Source organism: Pseudolysinimonas sp. (genome assembly GCF_031389465.1).
GTDB lineage: Bacteria > Actinomycetota > Actinomycetes > Actinomycetales > Microbacteriaceae > Pseudolysinimonas_A.
Genome location: NZ_JANMSQ010000252.1, coordinates 1 through 20,849, shown reverse-complemented (window position 1 = coordinate 20,849; position 20,849 = coordinate 1). Strand labels below are relative to the sequence as shown.

At 67.3% G+C, this 20,849-nt stretch carries 26 protein-coding genes, 1 pseudogene and 1 riboswitch; of the genes and pseudogenes, 19 read left to right on the top strand and 8 right to left on the bottom strand.

The genetic code is table 11. From position 1 onward, the window contains the following. On the bottom strand, positions 1-1,411 hold a 1,411-nt coding region (locus RMO30_RS10120; RefSeq protein WP_309712820.1), incomplete at its 3' end, for a 2-oxo acid dehydrogenase subunit E2. Between the two features lie 96 nt (positions 1,412-1,507). On the opposite strand from RMO30_RS10120, the gene RMO30_RS10115 reads away from it, so the two are divergent. From RMO30_RS10115 to RMO30_RS10095, 5 genes are all read left to right on the top strand, one after another. Further along, positions 1,508-2,773 (top strand): IMP dehydrogenase, encoded by a 1,266-nt coding sequence (locus tag RMO30_RS10115; RefSeq protein WP_309712816.1) that lies wholly within the window; start codon positions 1,508-1,510, stop codon positions 2,771-2,773. 130 nt (positions 2,774-2,903) lie between these two features. Then, positions 2,904-3,476: an HhH-GPD-type base excision DNA repair protein gene (locus RMO30_RS10110; RefSeq protein ID WP_309712814.1), complete on the top strand. Its 573-nt coding sequence runs from the start codon at positions 2,904-2,906 to the stop codon at positions 3,474-3,476. Between the two features lie 62 nt (positions 3,477-3,538). Next, the gene (locus RMO30_RS10105) at positions 3,539-4,882 is read left to right on the top strand and encodes a hemolysin family protein (RefSeq protein ID WP_309712809.1); all 1,344 of its coding nucleotides are present in this window, start codon (positions 3,539-3,541) and stop codon (positions 4,880-4,882) included. Between the two features lie 38 nt (positions 4,883-4,920). Continuing rightward, positions 4,921-5,946 (top strand): hemolysin family protein, encoded by a 1,026-nt coding sequence (locus RMO30_RS10100; RefSeq protein WP_309712823.1) that lies wholly within the window; start codon positions 4,921-4,923, stop codon positions 5,944-5,946. 120 nt (positions 5,947-6,066) lie between these two features. Beyond that, the gene (locus RMO30_RS10095; RefSeq protein ID WP_309712807.1) at positions 6,067-6,474 is read left to right on the top strand and encodes an aldehyde dehydrogenase; all 408 of its coding nucleotides are present in this window, start codon (positions 6,067-6,069) and stop codon (positions 6,472-6,474) included. Positions 6,475-6,488: 14 nt separating this feature from the next. Here RMO30_RS10095 and RMO30_RS10090 read toward each other — a convergent pair whose 3' ends face one another. The 3 genes from RMO30_RS10090 to RMO30_RS10080 form a co-directional block, all read right to left on the bottom strand. Further along, positions 6,489-6,731, bottom strand: coding sequence for a hypothetical protein (locus RMO30_RS10090; RefSeq protein ID WP_309712804.1), 243 nt, complete (start codon positions 6,729-6,731; stop codon positions 6,489-6,491). A gap of 182 nt (positions 6,732-6,913) precedes the next feature. Beyond that, positions 6,914-7,996 carry an NADH:flavin oxidoreductase/NADH oxidase gene (locus RMO30_RS10085; RefSeq protein WP_309712801.1) on the bottom strand — a complete coding sequence of 361 codons (1,083 nt, stop codon included), beginning with the start codon at positions 7,994-7,996 and terminating at the stop codon, positions 6,914-6,916. After that, on the bottom strand, positions 7,993-8,637 hold the full coding sequence (locus tag RMO30_RS10080) for an HAD family phosphatase (protein ID WP_309712798.1): 645 nt from the start codon (positions 8,635-8,637) through the stop codon (positions 7,993-7,995). The genes RMO30_RS10085 and RMO30_RS10080 overlap by 4 nt, the downstream gene beginning before the upstream one ends. Positions 8,638-8,659: 22 nt before the next feature. On the opposite strand from RMO30_RS10080, the gene RMO30_RS10075 reads away from it, so the two are divergent. From RMO30_RS10075 to RMO30_RS10060, 4 genes are all read left to right on the top strand, one after another. Next, complete coding sequence (locus RMO30_RS10075) at positions 8,660-9,466, top strand: NAD(P)H-hydrate dehydratase (RefSeq protein WP_309712795.1); 807 nt, start codon at positions 8,660-8,662, stop codon at positions 9,464-9,466. Further along, a complete protein-coding gene (locus RMO30_RS10070; RefSeq protein ID WP_309712793.1) occupies positions 9,463-9,636 on the top strand; it encodes a hypothetical protein in 174 nt (57 codons plus the stop codon). Before RMO30_RS10075 ends, RMO30_RS10070 begins: the two co-directional genes overlap by 4 nt. 35 nt (positions 9,637-9,671) lie before the next feature. Continuing rightward, positions 9,672-10,142 (top strand): SRPBCC family protein, encoded by a 471-nt coding sequence (locus RMO30_RS10065; RefSeq protein ID WP_309712791.1) that lies wholly within the window; start codon positions 9,672-9,674, stop codon positions 10,140-10,142. A 77-nt stretch (positions 10,143-10,219) separates the two neighbouring features. Beyond that, positions 10,220-10,525, top strand: coding sequence for a hypothetical protein (locus tag RMO30_RS10060; RefSeq protein ID WP_309712788.1), 306 nt, complete (start codon positions 10,220-10,222; stop codon positions 10,523-10,525). Here RMO30_RS10060 and RMO30_RS10055 read toward each other — a convergent pair. Then, entirely contained in the window at positions 10,522-11,016 is a 495-nt protein-coding gene (locus RMO30_RS10055; RefSeq protein WP_309712785.1) for an FBP domain-containing protein, read from the bottom strand. The two genes, RMO30_RS10060 and RMO30_RS10055, sit on opposite strands and share 4 nt — an antisense overlap. An 87-nt stretch (positions 11,017-11,103) precedes the next feature. On the opposite strand from RMO30_RS10055, the gene RMO30_RS10050 reads away from it, so the two are divergent. After that, positions 11,104-11,301 (top strand): PspC domain-containing protein, encoded by a 198-nt coding sequence (locus RMO30_RS10050; protein ID WP_309712782.1) that lies wholly within the window; start codon positions 11,104-11,106, stop codon positions 11,299-11,301. A 61-nt stretch (positions 11,302-11,362) separates the two neighbouring features. Further along, positions 11,363-11,899 (top strand): hypothetical protein, encoded by a 537-nt coding sequence (locus RMO30_RS10045; protein ID WP_309712780.1) that lies wholly within the window; start codon positions 11,363-11,365, stop codon positions 11,897-11,899. A 6-nt stretch (positions 11,900-11,905) separates the two neighbouring features. Here the strand turns inward: RMO30_RS10045 and RMO30_RS10040 are convergent, their stop codons facing one another. Then, positions 11,906-12,154 (bottom strand): hypothetical protein, encoded by a 249-nt coding sequence (locus tag RMO30_RS10040; protein WP_309712777.1) that lies wholly within the window; start codon positions 12,152-12,154, stop codon positions 11,906-11,908. Positions 12,155-12,380: 226 nt separating this feature from the next. On the opposite strand from RMO30_RS10040, the gene RMO30_RS10035 reads away from it, so the two are divergent. From RMO30_RS10035 to RMO30_RS10025, 3 genes are read left to right on the top strand one after another with little or no spacing between them, the layout of a single operon-like run. After that, entirely contained in the window at positions 12,381-12,980 is a 600-nt protein-coding gene (locus tag RMO30_RS10035) for a M23 family metallopeptidase (RefSeq protein WP_309712774.1), read from the top strand. A 33-nt stretch (positions 12,981-13,013) separates the two neighbouring features. Beyond that, entirely contained in the window at positions 13,014-13,532 is a 519-nt protein-coding gene (locus tag RMO30_RS10030) for a GNAT family N-acetyltransferase (protein WP_309712771.1), read from the top strand. Positions 13,533-13,541: 9 nt separating this feature from the next. Next, on the top strand, positions 13,542-14,384 hold the full coding sequence (locus tag RMO30_RS10025; protein ID WP_309712768.1) for a glycosyltransferase family 2 protein: 843 nt from the start codon (positions 13,542-13,544) through the stop codon (positions 14,382-14,384). A gap of 9 nt (positions 14,385-14,393) precedes the next feature. Here the strand turns inward: RMO30_RS10025 and RMO30_RS10020 are convergent, their stop codons facing one another. Then, entirely contained in the window at positions 14,394-15,107 is a 714-nt protein-coding gene (locus tag RMO30_RS10020) for a cache domain-containing protein (RefSeq protein WP_397427922.1), read from the bottom strand. A gap of 2 nt (positions 15,108-15,109) precedes the next feature. Then, positions 15,110-15,859 (bottom strand): GntR family transcriptional regulator, encoded by a 750-nt coding sequence (locus tag RMO30_RS10015; protein ID WP_309712764.1) that lies wholly within the window; start codon positions 15,857-15,859, stop codon positions 15,110-15,112. A 121-nt stretch (positions 15,860-15,980) separates the two neighbouring features. Between RMO30_RS10015 and RMO30_RS10010 the strand changes: the two genes are divergently transcribed. The 5 genes and pseudogenes from RMO30_RS10010 to RMO30_RS09990 all read left to right on the top strand — a co-directional run. Continuing rightward, positions 15,981-17,015 carry an ABC transporter ATP-binding protein gene (locus RMO30_RS10010; RefSeq protein ID WP_309712761.1) on the top strand — a complete coding sequence of 345 codons (1,035 nt, stop codon included), beginning with the start codon at positions 15,981-15,983 and terminating at the stop codon, positions 17,013-17,015. Positions 17,016-17,060: 45 nt separating this feature from the next. Beyond that, the gene (locus RMO30_RS10005) at positions 17,061-18,242 is read left to right on the top strand and encodes an ABC transporter substrate-binding protein (RefSeq protein ID WP_309712758.1); all 1,182 of its coding nucleotides are present in this window, start codon (positions 17,061-17,063) and stop codon (positions 18,240-18,242) included. 8 nt (positions 18,243-18,250) lie between these two features. Further along, positions 18,251-19,177 carry an ABC transporter permease gene (locus tag RMO30_RS10000; protein ID WP_309712755.1) on the top strand — a complete coding sequence of 309 codons (927 nt, stop codon included), beginning with the start codon at positions 18,251-18,253 and terminating at the stop codon, positions 19,175-19,177. Positions 19,178-19,186: 9 nt separating this feature from the next. After that, a complete protein-coding gene (locus RMO30_RS09995; protein WP_309712752.1) occupies positions 19,187-19,987 on the top strand; it encodes an ABC transporter permease in 801 nt (266 codons plus the stop codon). Between the two features lie 165 nt (positions 19,988-20,152). Next, a riboswitch (TPP riboswitch) is annotated at positions 20,153-20,262 on the top strand. A 42-nt stretch (positions 20,263-20,304) separates the two neighbouring features. Further along, positions 20,305-20,849 (top strand): annotated as a pseudogene (locus RMO30_RS09990) (ABC transporter substrate-binding protein); the annotation flags it as partial.

Sequence of the window (20,849 nt, the reverse complement as noted above, 5' to 3'; positions counted from 1 at the left end):
CGCGCTCCTCCGGGTTCTGGATGTGCATGTACTCGACGCCGACGGTGCGGCAATAGGAGTCACGGAGCACCCCGAGCACCTCGCGCAGCAGCGCGCTGCGCTTGCCCGCGAAACCGCCGACGACGTACTCGCGGTCGAGGTCCCAGAACGTGAGGCCGTGGCTCGACAGGTCGAGGTCGGGGTGCGACCGCTGCACGTACTCGAGCGGGTCGATGTCGGCCATCAGGTGGCCGCGCACCCGGTAGTGGTTGATCAGCTCCTGCACCCGCGCGGTCTTCGACACCCGCTCGGAGAGGTCGACGTTGATGTCCTCAGCCCAGTGAATCGGGTCGTAGGGAATGCGCAGCGACCCGAAGATGCCTTCGTAGAAGTCGCGTTCGCCGATCAGCAGCTCGTGCACCTTCTTCAGGAACTCGCCCGAACCGGCACCCTGGATGACGCGGTGGTCGTACGTCGAAGTCAGCGTGATCGTCTTGCCGATGCCGAGTTCGGCGAGCGTCTTCGAGCTCGAACCCTGGAACGCCGCCGGGTACTCCAGCGCCCCGGCGCCGATGATGCAGCCCTGGCCTCTCATCAGACGCGGCACGGAGTGCTCGGTGCCGATGCCGCCCGGGTTGGTGAGCGAGATCGTGATTCCCGCGAAGTCGTCGGCGGTGAGCTTGTTGGTGCGAGCGCGGGCGACGACATCTTCATAGGCAGCGAGGAAGTCGGCGAAGCCCATCGTGTCGGCGCGCTTGATGGCGGGAACCATGAGCGAGCGCGTGCCGTCGGGCTTGGGCAGGTCGATCGCGATGCCCAGATTGACGTGGGCGGGCGCAACGACGCTCGGCTTGCCGTCGGGCTCGTCGTAGAAGACGTTCTGGCTCGGGAACTCTTTGAGAACCTGCACCATCGACCAGGCAATGAGGTGGGTGAACGAGACCTTGCCACCGCGAGCGCGCTTCAGGTGGTTGTTGATCACGATCCAGTTGTCGATCATGAGTTTCGCCGGGATGGTGCGCACACTCGTCGCCGTCGGAACGGTGAGGCTCGCATCCATGTTGGTCGCGAGGGTCTTCTGCATGCCCTTGAGCTGCGTGACGATGTCTTCTTCGACGGAGTCGGCGGCGGGAGCGACCTGCGGGGCGTCGGCCGGAATCGGCTGCGGCTTCGCCGGGGCGTTGGTGGTACGCGCGACCGGGGTAGCGCCCGTCGCGGGAGCCTGAACGACCGGGGTGGTGGGGGCGGGGTCGGCGGGGGCGGGGTCGGTGGGTGCGGGGGAAGCGCCGGTGCGGCGCTGCTCGAGAACCGGCCACCAGCTCTGGTCGACGGAGTTCTTGTCGGCGAGGTACCTCTCGTACATCTCGTCAACGAGCCATTCGTTGGCGCCGAACTCTTCTTCTGATGTGATCCCGGTAACGGGGCTCGACACGGTGAACCGCCCACTCTCATGCGTTGAGGTCTGTTGTGTGTGGTGGCGTTTTGAAGCCGCTCCAGCTTAGGCGCTCGCCCGGATAAGTTTGGCCGCATGCGGTTCTCCAGCCCCCCTCCCGTTCACGATCTGACGTATTCCGATGTGTTCCTGATCCCCAGCAAGTCGGGGGTCGCCAGCCGACTCGACGTCGACCTCGCCCCCGACGACGGCACCGGTGCGACGATCCCGATCGTCTCGGCGAACATGAACTCCGTCACCGGTCAGCGGCTCGCGGCAACCCTCGCCCGTCGCGGCGGGCTCGGGGTACTCCCACAAGATCTCGGGATCGACGAGGCCGTGGCGGCGATCTCCTGGGTGAAGGCGCAGTCGCCGGTCTGGGAGGCCCCACAAGATGGGCTGCCCGTTGTCGAAGCCGCCGACCCGCGCGCCGCCTTCGACGCGCTCGTTGCCGCCGGACACGACCGCGCCGGAGTATCCGACGGCGGAACGGTCATTGGCTCCGCTACCCGCACCGGTGCGCTCCGCGGCACGATCTACCGGCCCGCTGTCGACGCGAGCGGGCGGCTGCGGGTCGCTGCGGCCCTCGGAATCAGCCGCGACATCGCAGGAAAAGCGAAAGCGCTCGCGGAGGCCGACGTCGACGTGCTCGTCATCGACACCGCCCACGGCCACCAGGAAGGGATGCTGACCGCCCTCGCAGCGGTGCGCGGCCTCGACCTGGGCATCCCGATCGTCGCCGGCAACATCGTCACTGCCGAAGGGGTGCGCGACCTCGTCTCGGCGGGCGCGCACATCCTCAAAGTCGGCGTCGGACCCGGCGCGATGTGCACGACCCGCATGATGACCGCCGTCGGACGCCCCCAGTTCTCCGCAGTCCTCGAAACCACCGAAGTCGCCCGGGAACTCGGCGCGCACGTCTGGGCCGACGGCGGTGTGCGCTACCCGCGCGACGTCGCCCTCGCCCTCGCCGCGGGCGCATCGAGCGTCATGATCGGCTCCTGGTTCGCCGGCACCCTCGAATCGCCGGGCGAAATCGAAACGGATGCCGATGGCCGACAGTACAAACAGAGCTGGGGGATGGCGTCCACCAAAGCCGTGCACGAACGGTTCGGCGGGATCGACCCCTACGAACTCGCACGTAAGGAGCTGTTCGCCGAAGGCATCTCGTCGTCCACGATCTACCTCGACCCGCTTCGACCCAGCGTCGAAGATCTGCTCGACATGATCACCTCCGGCGTGCGCTCGTCATTCACCTATGCGGGCGCCCCCGACTTGCGCTCCTTCCACGACCGCGCCGTCGTCGGCATCCAATCGGCTGCCGGGTACGAGGAAGGGAAGGCGCTGCCGGTTTCTTGGTGACTCGTTGGGCGGGTGACGGATTGATCGCCCCGCCACCCTCGAGTTCCCCATACACCGACGCTGGGGACGACTGCGGGTTGAGTGCCGCCGCAGGCGGTGTATCGAAACCGGGCCCGCCTAAACTCCTGCCATGCCTGAATTGCATATCACCGGGGATGCCGACGCCGACCGACTTCTGTCGGAAGAGCCGCTCGCGCTGCTCGTGGGGATGCTGCTGGATCAGCAGGTTCCGATGGAGACGGCGTTTGCCGGGCCCGCGAAAATCAAGGCGCGGCTCGGGGCTTTCGATGCGGCCGCCATTGCGCGGGCGGACCCCGAGAAGTTTGCCGAGGTGTTCAAGCAGACGCCCGCCGTTCATCGGTTTCCGGGGTCGATGGCGGAACGCACGCTTGCGTTGTGTGCGGCACTCGTCGCCGATTGGGGCGGGGATGCGGAACGGATCTGGACCGACGGTGAGCCCGACGGCGCAACGGTGCTCGCGCGACTCAAAGCGCTCCCGGGGTTCGGCGAGCAGAAGGCGAAGATCTTCGTGGCGCTGCTCGGCAAGCAGTACGGGTTGACCGCGCCCGGCTGGCAATCCGCTTCCGGTTCCTACGGGGAGACCGGGAGTTATCGGTCGGTTGCCGATATCGTGGATGCTTCCTCTCTCACGAAAGTGCGGGAGTTCAAGAAGGCGGCCAAAGCGGCCGCGAAAGGCACGTAACTCTCCTTGATGGACGACCCTCCGTCTGCCCATAGACCCTCGCCGGTGGCGGGAGCGCTGCGATGAGCACCGAAGTTCTCATGCTCATCGTCGGCATCGTCCTGACCATCGGCACCGGATTCTTTGTCGCGAGCGAATTTTCGCTCGTCAACCTCGATCGCTCCGAGCTCGAAGCCCGTGAGGCGCGCGGTGAGAAGCGGCTCGGCTCGACGATCCGCGCCCTCAAGGTCACTTCGACCCACCTGTCGAGCGCGCAGCTCGGCATCACCCTGACGACCCTGCTCACCGGATACACCCTTGAGCCGGCCTTCAGCTCGTTTCTGCGCCCACCGCTCACCGCAATCGGCGTGCCCGAGGGCGCTGTCCCCATCGTCGCCACGGTCGTTGCCGTCGCGGTCGCGACCCTGATCTCGATGATCATCGGCGAACTCGTGCCGAAAAATTTCGCGCTCGCGCTGCCCCGCCAGACGGCGAAGATCGTCATCCCGTTCCAGACGCTGTTCTCAACGGTGTTCCGGCCGGCGGTCGCGCTGCTCAACGGCACCGCCAACGCCATCCTGCGCGCCATCGGCATCGAACCGCGCGAAGAGATCTCGGCAGCCCGAACCGCCGATGAGCTCCGCAGTCTGGTGCGCCGGTCGGCGAAGGAAGGTTCCCTCGACCAGGACACCGCAACCCTGCTCGCCCGAACGCTGGTGTTCTCCAATCACACGGCATCCGACGTCATGACCCCCCGCCCGCGCATCTCGAGCGTCGGCAAGGCCGACTCCGCCGAGGCAGTCATCGACCTGGCGCGCGCGACCGGGTATTCGCGATTCCCGGTGTTCGACGAAGACATCGACGACATCGTCGGCCTCGTGCACCTCAAGCAGGCGGTCGCCGTGCCGCGCGATCGCCGAGCCGACGTGCCGGTCTCGGCACTGCAGTCGGAGGCGCTGCGGGTGCCCGAGACGATGAAACTCGACACTCTGCTCGGCGAACTCCGCGGCCGCAGCTACCAGATGGCTGTTGTCGTCGACGAGTACGGCGGCACCGCGGGTGTTGCGACGCTCGAGGACCTCGTCGAAGAGCTGGTCGGCGAAGTGTCCGACGAGCACGACCGTTCGCGTGCCGACGTGGTGCGCAGCCGAGACTGGCTGACCTTTCCGGGGGCGTTGCGCCCCGACGAACTTGCCGACCGCGCGGCGGTCGTCGTGCCCGAGGACGGTCCGTACGAAACGGTCGCCGGATGGGTCATGGCCGAACTCGGCAGAATCGCCGAGGTGGGAGACACCGTCGAGGTCGAAGCCGGAGTGTTCCGGGTCGAGCGCATGGATGGTCGACGCATCGACCGCATCCGCTTCACTCCGACCTCGCCGACGACCGGCGAAGTCGCCGTGCAGAAGAGTGCCGAGGTGGAGAAGTGATCCGGGCAGCGGCCGAAGCTTCGGGCGGCGTCGACGGGATGGGCATCGCCTGGCTCGGCGTGCTGTTGCTGATCAACGCGTTCTTCGTCGGTGCCGAGTTCGCGGTGATTTCGGCGCGGCGCTCGCAGATCGAGCCTCGGGCGGAACGAGGATCCCGGGCGGCGAAGACCGCGCTCTGGGCGATGGAACACGCGACCCTGATGCTCGCGACCAGTCAGCTCGGCATCACCGTGTGTTCGCTGCTCATCCTCAATGTGTCGGAGCCGGCGATCCACAACTTGCTCGAGATTCCGTTGCTGCTCACCGGATGGCCGGCCGAGGTCGTCGGCGGGATCGCCTTCGGCATCGCGCTGCTCATCGTGTCGTTCCTGCACGTCGTGCTCGGTGAGATGGTGCCGAAGAACATCTCGTTCTCGGTGCCCGAACGCGCCGTGCTCATCCTTGCCCCGCCCCTGGTGGCCGTCGCGACGGTGTTCAGGCCGGTGATCGTGTCGCTCAACGCCATCGCGAACGGCATCCTGCGGCTGTTCCGCGTCGAACCGAAGACCGAGGCGACGAGCGCGTTCACCGCCGACGAGGTGCAAACGATCATCGCCACCTCGACGCGCGAGGGCATTCTGACCGACCCGACCGGAACTCTCAACAACGCGTTCGAGTTCACCGAGAAACGGGTGCGGGATGTTGCGTTGTCGAGCAAGAAGCTCGTCACACTGCCTGAGGATGCGACCCCAGCCGACGTGGAGCGCGCGGTTGCCCAGCACGGCTTCAGTCGCTACATCCTGGTGAACGACGCGGGCGAGCCGAGCGGGTACGTGCACCTGAAGGACGTCATCGATCTGCGCGCCGACGAGTTCGACGACCCGGTGCCCCCGAAGCGCATCCGGCAGCTCGTCTCGGTGTTCCGCGATTCGGAGCTCGAGGACGGGCTCGCGATGATGCGGCGCACCGGCGCTCACGTCGCTCGGGTGTTCGACGAGCACGGTGCCACGCGCGGGGTGCTTTTCCTCGAGGACATCATCGAGACCCTTGTCGGCGAGGTTCAGGACGCCACCCGGCGTCGCTGACACCCCGAAAGTCGGGCGCCACAGGGCTATCGCTGCATCGTAATATTGCGTAACATTCGAGGCAGATCTGGTCGCCCGCTGATTCGCGAGCGCGATCGACATCCTCGAGAGGAACCCGCGATGGACACGATGATGATGGACATGATGAAGTCCATGCCCGCCGACAAGATGATGGGCATGAATATGGCGATGATGCAGGAATGCATCGAGACGTGTTCGGCGGCGGCGATGGCATCCACCATGTGCGCCGACTCCGATATGGGCATGGACATGGCGAAGTGCTCGTCGATGTGCATGAACATGGCGGATGTCGCGACCACGATGATGCGCATGATGATGCGGCCGATGGGCTACGACATGGCGTCCATGCACGCCATGATGATGGCCTGCGTCGAGATGGGCAAAGCCTGCTCCGCGGAGTGCACGATGCACGCCGAGATGGACGAGCACTGCCGCATGTGCGCGAAGGCGTGCGACGCAATGGTCATGGCCTGCGAGAAGGCCATGGGCTCGATGTCGATGGCCTAAGCGGCCTCAACGTTCTAGCGAGCTGAGTACCAGTCCCGGCCGAGGGCGATGACCTCGGCGACCGGGTGATAGGCGACGGGCTCGCCCAGGCTGACCGGCGCATCGGTGGTGATCCGTTCAACCGATCCGGCGAGGGTCGCGAGTTCGATCGAACCGTCCGCGACCGAGACCACGAAGGCGTCGCGCCACCCGCTCGGCGACGCGCACGCGACGACCCGCTGAATCGCGAGGATCCGGGTCGTGGTGTTGTCGCTCATGGGTGGTCCTTTCGGTTTCCGCGAGCCTAAGCGGGCGGGTGGAGTCGGCGCATCCCGCGCGTCACGGAACGAAACAGAACGCGTAACGGGGCGAAATAGAACGCTCTCAGCGGGGCGCGACCCAACGACCGGGACGGTCGTCGGCGCTGGCGCCAGAGCGGAGGCCAGAAATGGCCTCCGCTCTATGCGGGGCGCGCGCGCAGGTACTGCGGCGGCCAGTAGTCAAGGTCGACGCCGAGCTCCGTCGCGGCACGCAACGCGAAATGCGGGTCGCGCAGCATCTCGCGGCCGAGCATCACGGCATCCGCCTGACCCGAAGAGATGATCTCGGCCGCCTGTCGCGGCTCGGTGATGCGACCAACGGCGGAGACCCGCACCTGCGCCTCGGCCCCGACGCTCTCGGCGAGCGACACCTGATACCCGGGACCTGACGGGATGTGCACGCCCGTGACGAGCCCGCCGCTAGAGATGTCGAACAGGTCGGCGCCCGCATCCCGAGCCCAGCCGGCGACGGTTGCAGTCTGGTGTTCGTCCCAGCCGCCGTCGACGTAGTCGGTCGCCGAGAAGCGCACGAACACGGGCACCTCGTCGCCGACTTCGGCCCGCACCCCGCGCACGATCTCGAGCAACAGCCGGGCGCGGTTCTCGAGGGACCCGCCGTAGGCGTCGTCGCGCAGGTTCGACAACGGGGAGAGGAACTGGTGCGCCAGGTAGCCGTGGGCGGCGTGCACTTCGACGAGATCGAAGCCTGCGTCGAGCGCCCGCCGAGCGCCCCCGACGAACGCGGCGACGACATCCTGAATCTCGTCGGCGGTGAGGGCGCGCGGGGCGGCGTAGTCGCCGAAGGCGAGATCGGATGCCGACACGGTCTGCCAGCCACCCTCGGCCTTCGGCAGCGAGCCCTTCAACCCGGCAGAGCCCCACTCGGGATAGACCGAGGCCTTACGGCCGGCGTGCGCGAGCTGCATTCCGATGAGGGCGCCTTGCGTGTGCGCGAAGTCGGTGACGCGCCGCCAAGCCGCGACCTGCGCGTCGTTCCAGATGCCGGTGTCGTGCGGCGAGATGCGGCCTTCCGGAGTCACGCCGCTCGCCTCGGCGAACACGAGTCCCGCACCGCCCCGGGCGAACGACCCGAGGTGCACGAGGTGCCAGTCGGTCGGCACGCCGTCGCCTTCGTCGGCCGCGTATTGGCACATCGGCGAGACCCAGATGCGGTTGCGTACGCGCAGGCCGCGGAGGTCGATCGGGTCGAAGAGCGAGGTCACTGCGCCGGCCCCTCCGAGAGGGTGGTCAGGAAGTCGCGCAGTTCGTGCACTCCCGTGAAGACGTGCCCGGTGACGCCGATCGACTGCGCTCCGGCCACGTTGACGTCCTTGTTGTCGACGAAAACCATCGCCGACGGCTCGATTCCCAACTCGCGGGCGACGTGCCGGTAGATCTCGGGGTCGGGCTTGATCAGTCCGAGTTCGGCGCTGACGAAGATCTGCTCGAAGTAGCGGGCAAACGGTGCGTGGCGGAACGGACCGCCGAAGTCGAACCCGGCGTTCGACAGCAGCGCCATGCGGGTGCCGCCGTGGTGCAGGTCGTCGAGGATGTCGATCGACCCGGGCTCGACGCTGATCCAACTGCGAAAGTCGACCGCCCAGAGCCGCTGCAGCTGGGCGGGGTCGAACTCGAGGCCGAGGTCGGTTGCGACGCGCGCCCAGTAGTCGGCGACCGACACCGTGCCGTGGTCGAGGTCGTCGCGATGCCTCCAGTACGCCGGCCAGAAGGTCGCAGCGTCCGCACCGGCGGTGCCCAGGATGCCGAGCTTGTCGTGTTCGGACTGCGACATCGACAGCACTTCGCCGTAGTCGAAGACGACGACGCGATCCGGGATGCTCAGAGTTGTTTCCGTGCGCGACACCGCGCCAACCTATCGTGAGGGCATGGGCGAAATCTTCGGGCAGAGTGACGCGGCCGCCTGGATCGCGGTGCCGAGTGACGACGACGATAAGTACTCCCGCGGGGTCGTCGGTTTCGTCACCGGCTCGGCGCGGTATCCCGGGGCTGCGGTGCTCGGCGTCGAGGCGGCACTGCGCATCGGGGTCGGGATGGTGCGCTACCTCGGTCCGGGACGTGCGACGCGGCTCGTTCTTCAGCGTCGTCCCGAGACGGTCACCACCGATGGGCGCGTGCAGGCGTGGGTGGTCGGTTCCGGGCAGGACCCGCGGGAGCGTGACGAACTGACGCGTCTCCAGCTCGAGACCGCACTGCGGCAGGGAGTACCCGTCGTGCTCGATGCTGGCGCTCTCGACCTGTGGCCCGAGGCGACCGGATCGAGCGTGCTGACCCCACATGCCGGAGAGCTGGCCCGGCTGCTCGACGTCGGCAAAGAAGAGGTGATGGCCGACCGGGAAGCTGCGGCGCGCCAGGCCGCCGCGACGACGGGAGCCACCGTGCTGCTCAAAGGCGCCGAGACGCTCGTCGCGTCGCCCGGGGGAGAGCTGCTGCGGGTGCGCAACGCGACCCCGTGGCTCGCGACCGCCGGGGCGGGCGACGCACTCGCCGGCATCCTCGGCGCCCTCGTCGCACCGCACGCCGATGCCCGGGATCTCGCCCCGATCGCCGCAGCGGCAGCTTGGATTCACGGGGAAGCCGCTCAACGGGCCTCGAACGGCGGCCCGTTCACGGTGCTCGACCTCTGCGCGGCCCTTCCCACCGTCGTGCGCGATCTCGTTACGATGAGCGCATGAAGGTGTTCGCGTTCCTGGTCTCGCTCACGCTGTTCCTCGGCGGTTTCGCCCTGTTCGGCTACGCCTTCACCTTCGGCCCGGAGTGGCACACCATCACCTTCGTCGGCGGAATCGCGGCCATCTCGCTGTCGCTGATCATTCCGTTCCACCTACTCGAGCGGTTGGACTGACAGAACCGTCCGGTCGTCGGCTCCGAAAGACTCTCGTGAGCTCGAGTTCCGCGTCCGCGACGGCCCACGTCGCGACGTCGCCAGAGCTCGTGTTCGCACGCCTGCTGAGGCACAATCCCGCCCGGTTCTATCCGAAGTCGGGTGTTCTGCCCGGCGTCGCTGAGGTGCGCGACCAGACCGGTGCCTGGGATGCCGTCGGCCAAACCCGCACGCTCGTGCTCACCGACGGGGGCACCGTGAAAGAGACCCTCACCCTCGTCTCCACGCCGCGCTTCGCGTACGACCTATCGGCGTTCACCGGCTTCTTCTCCGCCCTCGTCGTCGTGGGCCGTTCGGAGTGGCGAGTGGAGCCGCACGGGGAAGGGAGCTCGATCGAGTGGACCTACACGTTCACCGCAAAGCCGGGCCGGGGGTTCGTCGTTGCGGCGATCGTGCGACTCGCGTGGGCGCCGTACATGCGCAAGGTGCTTCCCGCGATCGCGGCCTCCACCGCCGCGACGGCCTGATCGGCACCGATTCACAGAGATCTCCCACCCCGAGGCTGCCGCTCAAGGAATAGCCTGGCGCCACGGAGGGCGCGCGCGTGGGTGAGACGATCGGTCAGAGCACGACTGATCAGCTCGCGGGCGTGCGGGTCGAGTGGGAGCATCCCGACTGGCTCGCCGATCTCGCCGCCGACCTCGACCTCGCGACCCGGGTCGCGATGCGCCTGCGACCCGATGGCCTCGTCGAGGTCACGGTCTCGGGTGAAGTCGTCGGCTTTATCGAGCATGTCGCCCCGGTCTTTGTTGCCCTCGCGGGTAGCCGCCCGAAGGCGGCTCTCGAGGTCGCCCAGCGACACACCCTGGCCTCCGCCGTCGACGTGTTGCGCGCGCACCGCGAAGGTTAGGCGGCCGACTCCAGCACGCGCCCGCCGAAAGACTGCAACCGGGTTTCAAGCCCCTCGATCCGCTCGGCGAGCAACACCGAAGCATCCGGCATCCAGTCGTGGGACGGCTGAGCGAACCTGATCAACAGCGAACAGGCCAGATCGGCGCAGATATAGGTTCCGACCGAGTGGCCGGCACGACCGGCCTCGCCCGCGCGGGCAGCACTGAACATCGTCACCTGGCCGGCCGGCTGCGGGGTGTTGCAGAGCGAGCAGATCGCCGACCCGGCACGGAGTCGCACCTCGGAGGCACGGAGCGCGATTCCGATCGGCTGATCCTCGCGCCAATAGACGAGGTAGCCGCGCAGCGCGGAGCCCGGGTCGCGCCAGCCGAGGTACTCGCGTTCCGACCAGACGACCTCGTGCAGGCCAGGGAGCGGCATCCGCTCCGCCTCACCGGGGGCCGCGTTCACCATCGACGCGCGGATTTCCGGCCCGTTCATCGGCTTCATCGCCGATCAGCCTAGCTCGCGGTCTCCGGTGGTGATCTGGGGGTTAGCCCCCTGGACCGGTCAGGATCGCAGGCAGAGGATCGAGTCATGAGTGAACTCCACAGGCCGCGCACCGGCCGCGTCATCGGTGGCGTCTGCGCCGCTCTCGCCCGTCGGTTCGGCTGGGACGTCACTCTCGTACGGGTTCTCGCCGTCGTCTCACTGCTGCTCCCGGGGCCGCAACTGATCATCTACGTCATCGCTTGGATCGTCATCCCGGGGGAACCTGCAACCGTCACGGGCTGATCCCCAGCATCGCCTCAGCAGCCGTACAGACACCGTCCGTATCGTTCGCGTTATGGGATTTATGGACAGGCTGTTCGGCACCGAAGACGAGGCGACGCCCTCGTCGCGTCGCCGCCCGCCGACCGAGGATGAACGCGCGATTGAGCGCTATCGCTACCTCCTGAGCACCGCCCCGCCAGAAACGATCGAACAGGTGCACGCCGAGGCATTCTCGAAGCTGAACGACTCGCAGCGCGCCCTCGTCTATGAGGAGCTCTCCAAAGGATCCGCCACGGGGGAGCGACCGCTGTCGAGCGAACCGGCAACCCTGGCTCGCGCCGCCACCCGCAAAGAGATGCGCGAGCCCGGTTCGCTTGAGCGCAGCCTCGCCGGGCCGAGTTTCGGCTCGATGGTCGGCAGCACGTTGCTCGGTACGGTCGCGGGATACGTCATCGGGTCGGCACTCGTGAGTGCCTTCCTGCCCTGGGACGGTGGCGCGAACTCCGAGGCCAACAGCGAGTCGGGCTCGGACGCCGGTGCCGACGCCGGTGCCGACGCGGGAGCGGATGCCGGGGGCGACTTCGGCGGTGGCGACTTCGGCGGAGACTTCGGCTTCTAGCCGAGGTCACCCGCCCACTCGAGAGGCGACGTTCTCTCGCACGAGCAGCCGCACGGCGGCCTCGAAGTCAAGCGACTGCCCGACCTCGATCGAGGTGTTGTACACGGGTCCGCGCAGGGTCACGAAGACGCGCCCGACCTCCACCACGTAGCCCATCGGCGCTCCGTCGAGCACGACGCGGAAGACCCCGTCGATCGCCGGCATGACGTTCAGCTCCATTGCCTCCCCCGGCCCTGTCACTTGGGCTGAACCCATCCCAACACCCTCCTCTGCGTGCCACCAGGGGGTGACCGCAGAGTTCACCGAGGGTTCAGGCCCTCTGCGGGTTTAGCCAGGGGTTTGCCAGGACTCGTCCAGGGTCCCGGGTAACCATGGTTCTCGGCCGTCGCGCCATCCGCCATCCGTTTCGGGATGGCCTGGACCCGAAAGTTCTGAAAACTCCCCTATGAATTCGTTCTTCCGCCGTGCCCTTACGGTGTCCGTGGCAGGCGTTTGCCTCGCCGCTGTCGGCACCCTCACCGTCCCCGCGGCCGTCGCCGCTATCCAGCAGGCGCAAATCGACGCCACCGCGCAGTCCTTCGAACTCTCCGCCTCGTGGGCCACCGCCGCAGCCGTGCTCGAGCCCGAGCGTGACCAGTTCGACATCACCGAGTACACCGTCGTCCAGTGGCCGCTTGCCGCCAACACCACGATTTCGTCCTTCTTCGGATACCGCTCCTGCGAGGGCTGCTCGACGATGCACAGCGGGATCGACTTCACCCCCGGTGCCGGTGTTCCGATCGAGGCGATCGCCGACGGCGTTGTGGTCGGGTCAAGTGTTGCTGACGGATCGTGGGGTGTACACGTGACGATCGAGCACAACGTCGACGGTGTCATCTACCGCAGCGCCTACGCGCACATGCAGTCGGGTTCGATGACCCTCGAGATCGGCGACACGGTCGAGCGTGGCCAGGTCATCGGACGGGTCGGCAACACCGGTCAGAGCTTCGGAGCGCACCTGCACTTCGTCATCCAGACCGGCGACGGCACCTTCATCAACCCGCTGCCGTGGATGCGCGAGCACGTCAACATCGCTGAGTGACGGAGCAGCGGGGCTCGCGGTTACCCTGATCGGGTGCCCGTCGACATCCGCCCGTACACCCCCGCCGATCTCACCGCCGTCGTCGCCATCAACGACGCTGCGTACCCCGCAGTGCCGATCACACCCGCAGAGGAACTTGTCGAGCTGATCGCGCTGAGTCGCCTCACCCTGGTGGTCGATGATGGGGAGCCCGCGGGTTTCATCGTGGCACTTGCCCCCGGGCTCGACTACGCGAGCGAGAACTACACGTGGTTCAGCGCGCGTTCGAGCGACTTCCTCTATGTCGACCGCATCGTGCTTGCCCCACGCCTGCAAGGTCAGGGTGTCGGCCCGCGGCTCTACGCCGCCGTCGACGATGCCGCCCGCGCCGACGGCGCGACCGAGATCACCTGCGAAGTAAACGTGCGCCCGCCCAACCCCGGCTCACTCGCCTTCCACGCCCGGCTCGGGTTCATCGAGGTCGGGCGCCAGCAGACCAAGGGCGGTGCGAACGAAGTCGCCCTGTTCGCGCGCGCCGTCGCCTCGAACGGAGGCGCCATCTCGGCGGGATAGGGTGGCGCCATGACCGGTGGACCGACCGTTTCGATCGTTATCCCCGCGTACAACGAAGAACGCACCATCCGCGCCTGCGTGGTCGCGGCGATCGAACAGACCGTGCCCGCCGACGAGATCATCGTCGTCAACAACAAGTCGACCGACTCGACAGCCGCGATGCTGCAGGCGTTGCAGACCGAGTTTCCCGACGCCCCGCTGATCATCATCGACCAGAACGAAGAGCAGGGAATCACCCCCACCCGTAACGCCGGCTTCAATGCTGCGACGAGCGACGTGATCGGCCGGATCGACTCCGACTCGATCCTCGAACCCGAATGGGTGGCGGTGGTGAAGCGGATCTTCAGCGATGAGACGGTAGGCGCCGCGACCGGGCCAATGATCTACTACGACATGCCGCTGCGCCGCTTCGGGGCTCGGGCCGACGACAACATGCGCAGGGCCCTGCTGAAGCTGACGAAGGAGTATCACTTCGTGTTCGGCAGCAACATGGCGATCCGGGGGAGCGCGTGGCGCGACATCCGCGACCATGTCTGCAACGACGCCGACAAAGAGATGCATGAGGATGTCGACCTCGGCATCCATCTCTTCGACCGGGGCCACCGAATCGTCTACGGATCGAAGATGGTGTCCGGGATGTCGGCTCGTCGGCTCGACGCGAATCCGATGGACTACCTCCGGTACGTTCGCCGGTGGGAGAAAACCTACGACCACCACAAGATCTTCAACCCGGCCCTCCGGGCGCCGATGGTCGTCTTCTCGGCGGTGTACCCACTCGGTAAGCTGATGCGCCAGCAGTACCTGAAGTCGCTGAAAGGCGGCGGGGTCGGCCCCTCCGCCTGGGCTGGCTGAGCCCGCTCCTCAGCCGAGGACGAGGGCGACGCCGGGGGTCGAGCACGGGATGCGCTCGGCCGCGTTGCGCAGCAGGGAACCGGTCGGTCGGTGCGGGTCGGTCGACACCACGACACGGCCGGAGGCGTTGACGATCGTCGCTGCCGGGAGGCCGCGGACGTGCGCCAGGAGCGCCCGCTCGACGTCGTTGACGTAGAGGTCAGCGCCGACGACGCCGATCAGTCGGTCACCGTGGTGCGCGGGCATGGTGAGGGTGAGCGTGTAGTCGTCGGTGCACAGGTAGTCGACGTAAGGGCCCGTGACGTGTCGGGCCCCGGTCGTCGTCGGGACGCGCCACCACTCGAGGGTCGTGTAATCGCGGAAGCTCTCCGACCCCGGATCCTCCTCGGCGAGCAGGCGCCGGATCGAGGGGTCTGCCGAACCCACGCCGAAGGTGTTGGCGTGCCCGAGCCACCACGCGAGATGCCACTCGGCGTCATGCAGGAAGCCCGGCGTGGCGACGAAGCCCGCTCCGATGACGAGCGCGCCGTCGACGGAGAGTTCCGGCACGGTGATCGACTCGACGACCCGGTCGAGTCCGTCGACCGTCGGGGCGCCGTCCTGCGCATCGACGTAGGCCTCGATGAGCGCGCGCCACGAGTCGATCCGCTCGAAGACACCACCGAATGTGCGATCGACCGCGTCGACGCACTCCCGCACCGCGGCATCCAGCGTCGTCGGCATCGTCAACCCCCAGCCTCAAGTGCGGTCTTCTCGTCGAGCAGCCACTCTATGGCCCCGCCGATGTGCTCGACAGTACGCCGGCGCGCCTCTGCGCCGTCGAGCGTCTCGATCGCGGCGACGACCGCGAGGTGCTCGGCGCGGCTGGTGCGACGCTCGGCGGAGTCGCGCAGGCACCACCAGAGCAGCGGCGCGAACTCCGCTTGCAGCCGCAACTCTTCGCGCACCAGCCGAGCCGACTGGGAGAGCGCGGCGACTTCGAGCCGGAAGGTGCCTTCGCCGCGCCGCGTGGACGTCTCGTCGCCGGAGTCGACGGCCTCCACGGTCTCCCGTAGTCGGCGGATGTCGTCGTCGGTCGAGCGGTCGGCGGCGAGCTCGGCCGCGGCGCCCGCGATCGCGGCGTAGTGCACGCCCATGTCGCGGAGTTCGACGCGGGACAGGCTCGCGACCCGCCGGGCGATGCGGGTCGCGCGCGAGTCGATCGCGATCACAAAACTGCCGCCGTCGCGACCCCGGCGGGTTTCGACGAGGCCGCGTTCGCGGAGTGCCTCGAGCGCCTCCCGCGCGGTCACCGTCGCGACTCCGAACTGCCGGGCCATCTCGGCTTCGCTCGGCAGCTTCTCGCCGCTATTGAGCAGCCCGAGGTCGATCGCGTCGCTGAGTCGCTGGGTAACCAGCTCGGCCCGCCCCCCGCCCGCGATCGGCGCGAAGACTGCGGCGCGCGCGGCGGTCGTTGCGCGGATGGACTGCGGCATGGCCTTCCCGGTTCGGCGTGCGTGACCTGACCGTAACATGCGCGAGATGTGGATGACATCTGCTTCCATATGATTTCCTTATCGCAACATCACACACTGAATCGCAAAAAGGCCCTGAGGAGTGACCACGGCTACCCCTGCAATCCGCCTCACCGGACTGACGAAGTCGTTCGGTTCCGTCGTCGCGGTCGACAGCCTCGACCTCGACATCGCCGAGGGCGAGTTCTTCTCGATGCTGGGCCCCTCCGGGTCGGGCAAGACGACGGTGCTGCGGCTCATCGCCGGCTTCGAGCGGCCGACCTCCGGCACGATCGAACTGCGCGGGCACGACGTGACCGATCGTGCGCCGTTCGACCGCGACGTCAACACCGTCTTTCAGGACTACGCGCTCTTCCCGCACATGACGGTGCTCGAGAACGTCGCCTACGGCCTTCGGGTGCGCGGCATTCCCCGGGAGCGACGTCGGAAACTCGCCCGTGAGGCCCTCGAATCCGTCGCGCTCGGTGGCTTCGGCGACCGCAAGCCCAGCCAGCTCTCCGGCGGGCAGCGGCAACGCGTGGCACTGGCACGCGCGACGGTCGTCGAACCGAAGGTGCTCCTCCTCGACGAACCGCTCGGGGCACTCGACCTCAAACTGCGGGAGCAGATGCAGGTCGAGCTGAAAGAGCTGCAGCGGTCCCTCGGAATCACCTTCATCTTCGTCACGCACGACCAAGAGGAGGCTCTCACCCTGAGCGACCGGATCGCCGTCTTCAACGCCGGTCGGATAGAGCAGCTCGGCACCCCCGCAGAGATCTACGAGTCGCCCGCATCCTCGTTCGTCGCCTCCTTCGTCGGAACCTCCAACATCTTCGATGCGGCCTCGTCCCAGACGCTGCTCGGGGTCTCGGGCGTCACCTCCATCCGGCCGGAGAAGATAGCGCTCGTCGCCCCCGGAACCGCCGAGCGGGCCGGTGCGGTGTCGCTGCCCGGCACGATCGCCGAAGTCATCTATCTCGGCACGGCGACACGCTTGCTCGTCGAACTCGCCGATGGCCGCCGCCTCACCGTGCTCGAACAGAACGCGACGGCCCGCGCCGACACCGACCGCCGCGGCGACGCGGTACTCGCCCGATTCGCGACGACTGACCTCGTGCCGCTCAAGGCCTCCGGCTGAACCTCCCGCACCAGGGAATCCATCCAACGAGAGAAGGAGAACGCAATGCGCACTACAGCACCACGAAGGTCGGCGATCCTCGCCGCCCTCGCGATCGTCACGACGACCGCAGTCCTCACCGCCTGTGGCACCGCCTCGACGCCGTCCGGTGACGACGGCGGGCTGCCGGCCGAGCTCGGCGAATTCGAAGGCTCGGTCTCGATCCTCGCCTGGCCGGGCTACGTCGAAGACGGAAGCAACGACCCGGCCGTCGACTGGGTGTCGAGCTTCGAAGAGGAGACCGGCTGCGAGGTCGAGTCTCAGGCCTACGGCACCTCTGACGAGGCGGTCAACCTCGTGCGGTCCGGTGGCTACGACGTCGTCGCGGCCTCCGGCGACGCGACCCTGCGACTCATCGCAGCCGGCGACGTCGCTCCGGTGAACACCGACCTGATCCCGAGCTACGAGGGCGTCTTCGACTTCCTCAAGGAGCAGGCCTGGAACTCGGTCGACGGGCAGTCCTACGGCGTTCCGCACGGCTATGGCGCGAACCTCCTCCTCTACAACACGGAGGAAGTGAGCCCGGCACCCACCTCGTGGGATGTCGTGTTCGACAACGCCGACGCGTACTCGGGCAAGATCACCGCGTACGACTCGCCGATCTACATCGCCGACGCCGCCGTCTACCTGATGGCGCACCAGCCCGAACTCGGGATCGAGAATCCGTACGCCCTCGACGAGGAGCAGTTCCAGGCCGCTGTCGACCTGCTGACGGCTCAGCGTGAGCACGTCGGCGAGTACTGGTCGGACTACCTCAAGGAGATCCAGGCGTTCCAGACCGGCGACTCGGTCGCGGGCACCACGTGGCAGGTCATCCAGAACGTTCTCGAGGGAGAAGGCGCCACTACGGCGGTCGTGCTCCCCGAAGAGGGCGCGACCGGATGGTCGGACACCTGGATGATCGCCTCCGAGGCCGAGAGCCCGAACTGCGCGTACGCGTGGCTCGACTGGATCGCGAGCCCTGAGGTCAACGCTCAGGCGACCGCGTACTTCGGCGAAGCGCCGTCGAGCCAAGCCGCCTGCGACTTCCGTGACGACTGCGAGGCCTACCACGCCGGCGACGAGGAGTACGCGTCGCAGATCTGGTACTGGACCACGCCGATCGCGGATTGCGTCGACGGTCGCACCGACGTCGAGTGCGTCGACTACGCGGCGTGGACCGAAGCCTGGTCGCAGATCAAGGGCTGACCTACACAATGACGAGCAGCGCGGCGACGCCGCAGACCGAGCGCGCCGGGATCCCGCGACCGCGGGCCACCCCGGCGCGCCGGATCTCGGTATTTCTGAGCAAGCACGCGCGGACGCGATTGGGGCTCCTCCTCGCGGCTCCGCTGTTCTGGCTCGGCGCGGTCTACATCGTCGCGCTCGCCGCGCTGCTCGTCACAGCCTTCTGGACGGTCGATTCGTTTACCGGGGAGGTGCGCATCGACTGGACATTCGACAACATCGTCCGCGTCGTCACCGGCTCCCTTTACCAGACGGTGACCCTCCGCACGATCGGTGTCGCACTTCTCGTCACCGTCGTCGACATCCTCATCGCGTTGCCGATCGCGTTCTTCATGGCGAAAGTCGCCAGCCGGTGGCTTTCGCGCATCCTGGTCGTCGCCATTCTGATGCCCCTCTGGGCGAGCTACCTCGTGAAGGCCTACGCCTGGCGCTCGGTGCTCTCCGAGGGCGGGGCGTGGTCGAGCATCGTCGAACCGTTCGGTGGCGAGACGCCCGGCTACGGGCTCCCCGCGGTCGTCATCACCCTCGCCTACCTCTGGCTGCCGTACGTGATCCTGCCGATCTACGCGGGACTCGAACGCGTGCCGGATTCTCTGCTCGAAGCCTCGGGCGACCTCGGGGCCAAGACGTGGCGCACCCTCGTATCCGTCGTGCTGCCGATGCTCTGGCCGGCGATCATCGCGGCGTCGATCTTCAGTTTCTCGTTGTCGCTGGGCGACTACATCACTGTCAATATCGTCGGTGGCACGAGCCAGATGCTCGGCAACCTCGTCTTCACGAACGTCGGGGCGGCGAACAACCTGCCCCTCGCGGCCGCGATCTCTCTCGTGCCGATCGCCATCATGGTCGTGTACCTCACCGCCGCGCGCCGCTCCGGCGCTCTCGAGAATCTGTAGGGGCCCAGGATGCGACTCAGCAGCACCGCGCGCGCCACCCTCGGCATCGTCACCGCGCTCCTTCTGGCGGTCATCTATCTGCCGCTCGGCGTCGTGTTCGTCAACTCGTTCTCGACTTCGACGACCCTCACCTGGCCGCCACCCGGTTTCACGCTCGAGTGGTGGGGCCGGGCGTTCCGTAACGCCGGCGCGCTCGAGGCGATCGGCACCAGCGTGCAGATCGCCCTCGCCGCAACCGCGATCTCGCTCGTGCTCGGCACCCTGGCCGCGATCGCATTGCAGCGCTACAAGTTCTTCGGACGCGACGCCGTGAGCCTGCTCGTCATCCTGCCCATCGCGCTGCCCGGCATCGTCACCGGCATCGCGCTCAACAACTTCTTCCGCACGATCATCGACGTGCGGCTCGGGATGTTCACGATCATCGTCGCGCACGCCACCTTCTGCATCGTGACCGTGTTCAACAACGTGATCGCGAGACTGCGCCGAACCGGCACCTCCCTTGAGGAGGCGTCATCGGACCTCGGCGCCGGAACCTGGACGACCTTCCGCCTCGTGACCTTCCCGCAGCTGCGCTCGGCCCTCATGGCCGGCGGCCTGCTCGCCTTCGCGTTGTCGTTTGACGAGATCATCGTGACGACATTCACCGCAGGCAGCGGCGTGACGACCCTGCCGATCTGGATCTTCGAGAATCTGTTCCGCCCGAATCAGGCACCGATCGTCAACGTCATCGCCGTCGTGCTCGTCGCGTTCTCGGTCGTGCCGATCTGGTTGGCGCAACGCCTCGCGGGGGCTGAGCAGACTCAGCGCTGAGAGCCCCGCCCGCCGCGTTCCCAACTCTCTGAAAGGCAGCGCTGTTCTCCCGGATCATGAGAACTTCCGGGTGAAAGGCAACGGCTTCCGCGTCCGGACGCCTAGAAGGAGCGGGATGAGCACGTAGGTCGGGTTCGAGACGGAGCCGGTCTGGGTTGGTAGGATCGTCGCGAACACGGGAGTCCGGTATGCCGGGCTGAGAGGAAGCAAGAAAAGCTTCGACCGTCGAACCTGATCCGGATCATGCCGGCGCAGGGAGGCCTTCTCAGGACACCACGTCCGCCCGTGCCCCTTCACCGATCGAAAGGGCACGAAAAGTGCAAAATCGCAACCTCGGATTGAGTAGCGGCCGGCGCAGCCGGACGCGTATCGAAATCATCTTTCTGGCGGCGTTTGCCGCATCCGCCGTTCTACTCGCGGGCTGCACCGCGTCCGAGGACGCACCCGTCACCCTGGTGCTCGTCACGCACGACTCCTTCGCGCTGAGCGAGGGCACGCTCGAACAGTTCACCGACGAGACCGGCATCGTCGTCGACGTGCAGTCAGGCGGCGACGCTGGGGAGCTCGTGAACAAGCTGGTGCTCACGAAAGAGTCGCCGCTCGGAGATGTCGTTTTCGGCATCGACAACACGTTCGCCTCGCGGGCCGCCAGCAACGGGGTTCTCGAGGAGTACGTGTCGGGCGACCTGACGGATGCCGAGGCGGCGTACGTGCTGCCTGCCGGTTCGGGTGGGGAGTTCCTCACCCCCATCGACTCGGGCGATGTGTGTGTCAACGTCGACCACGAGTGGTTCGCCGACGCCGGCATTCCCGAACCGGTGACCCTCGACGACCTGACCGACCCGGTGTACGAGGGGCTGCT

What these genes read in the sequence shown, in the direction of transcription:
- RMO30_RS10100 (WP_309712823.1), top strand. Translation starts at nt 4,921, where the DNA reads ATGGGCATCGCCTGGCTCGGCGTGCTGTTGCTGATCAACGCGTTCTTC.
- RMO30_RS10110 (WP_309712814.1), top strand. Translation starts at nt 2,904, where the DNA reads ATGCCTGAATTGCATATCACCGGGGATGCCGACGCCGACCGACTTCTG.
- RMO30_RS10070 (WP_309712793.1), top strand. Translation starts at nt 9,463, where the DNA reads ATGAAGGTGTTCGCGTTCCTGGTCTCGCTCACGCTGTTCCTCGGCGGT.
- RMO30_RS10045 (WP_309712780.1), top strand. Translation starts at nt 11,363, where the DNA reads ATGGACAGGCTGTTCGGCACCGAAGACGAGGCGACGCCCTCGTCGCGT.
- RMO30_RS10105 (WP_309712809.1), top strand. Translation starts at nt 3,539, where the DNA reads ATGAGCACCGAAGTTCTCATGCTCATCGTCGGCATCGTCCTGACCATC.
- RMO30_RS10095 (WP_309712807.1), top strand. Translation starts at nt 6,067, where the DNA reads ATGGACACGATGATGATGGACATGATGAAGTCCATGCCCGCCGACAAG.
- RMO30_RS10055 (WP_309712785.1), bottom strand. Translation starts at nt 11,016, where the DNA reads ATGAAGCCGATGAACGGGCCGGAAATCCGCGCGTCGATGGTGAACGCG.
- RMO30_RS09995 (WP_309712752.1), top strand. Translation starts at nt 19,187, where the DNA reads ATGCGACTCAGCAGCACCGCGCGCGCCACCCTCGGCATCGTCACCGCG.
- RMO30_RS10040 (WP_309712777.1), bottom strand. Translation starts at nt 12,154, where the DNA reads ATGGGTTCAGCCCAAGTGACAGGGCCGGGGGAGGCAATGGAGCTGAAC.
- RMO30_RS10015 (WP_309712764.1), bottom strand. Translation starts at nt 15,859, where the DNA reads ATGCCGCAGTCCATCCGCGCAACGACCGCCGCGCGCGCCGCAGTCTTC.
- RMO30_RS10090 (WP_309712804.1), bottom strand. Translation starts at nt 6,731, where the DNA reads ATGAGCGACAACACCACGACCCGGATCCTCGCGATTCAGCGGGTCGTC.
- RMO30_RS10075 (WP_309712795.1), top strand. Translation starts at nt 8,660, where the DNA reads ATGGGCGAAATCTTCGGGCAGAGTGACGCGGCCGCCTGGATCGCGGTG.
- RMO30_RS10005 (WP_309712758.1), top strand. Translation starts at nt 17,061, where the DNA reads ATGCGCACTACAGCACCACGAAGGTCGGCGATCCTCGCCGCCCTCGCG.
- RMO30_RS10115 (WP_309712816.1), top strand. Translation starts at nt 1,508, where the DNA reads ATGCGGTTCTCCAGCCCCCCTCCCGTTCACGATCTGACGTATTCCGAT.
- RMO30_RS10050 (WP_309712782.1), top strand. Translation starts at nt 11,104, where the DNA reads ATGAGTGAACTCCACAGGCCGCGCACCGGCCGCGTCATCGGTGGCGTC.
- RMO30_RS10025 (WP_309712768.1), top strand. Translation starts at nt 13,542, where the DNA reads ATGACCGGTGGACCGACCGTTTCGATCGTTATCCCCGCGTACAACGAA.
- RMO30_RS10000 (WP_309712755.1), top strand. Translation starts at nt 18,251, where the DNA reads ATGACGAGCAGCGCGGCGACGCCGCAGACCGAGCGCGCCGGGATCCCG.
- RMO30_RS10020 (WP_397427922.1), bottom strand. Translation starts at nt 15,107, where the DNA reads ATGCCGACGACGCTGGATGCCGCGGTGCGGGAGTGCGTCGACGCGGTC.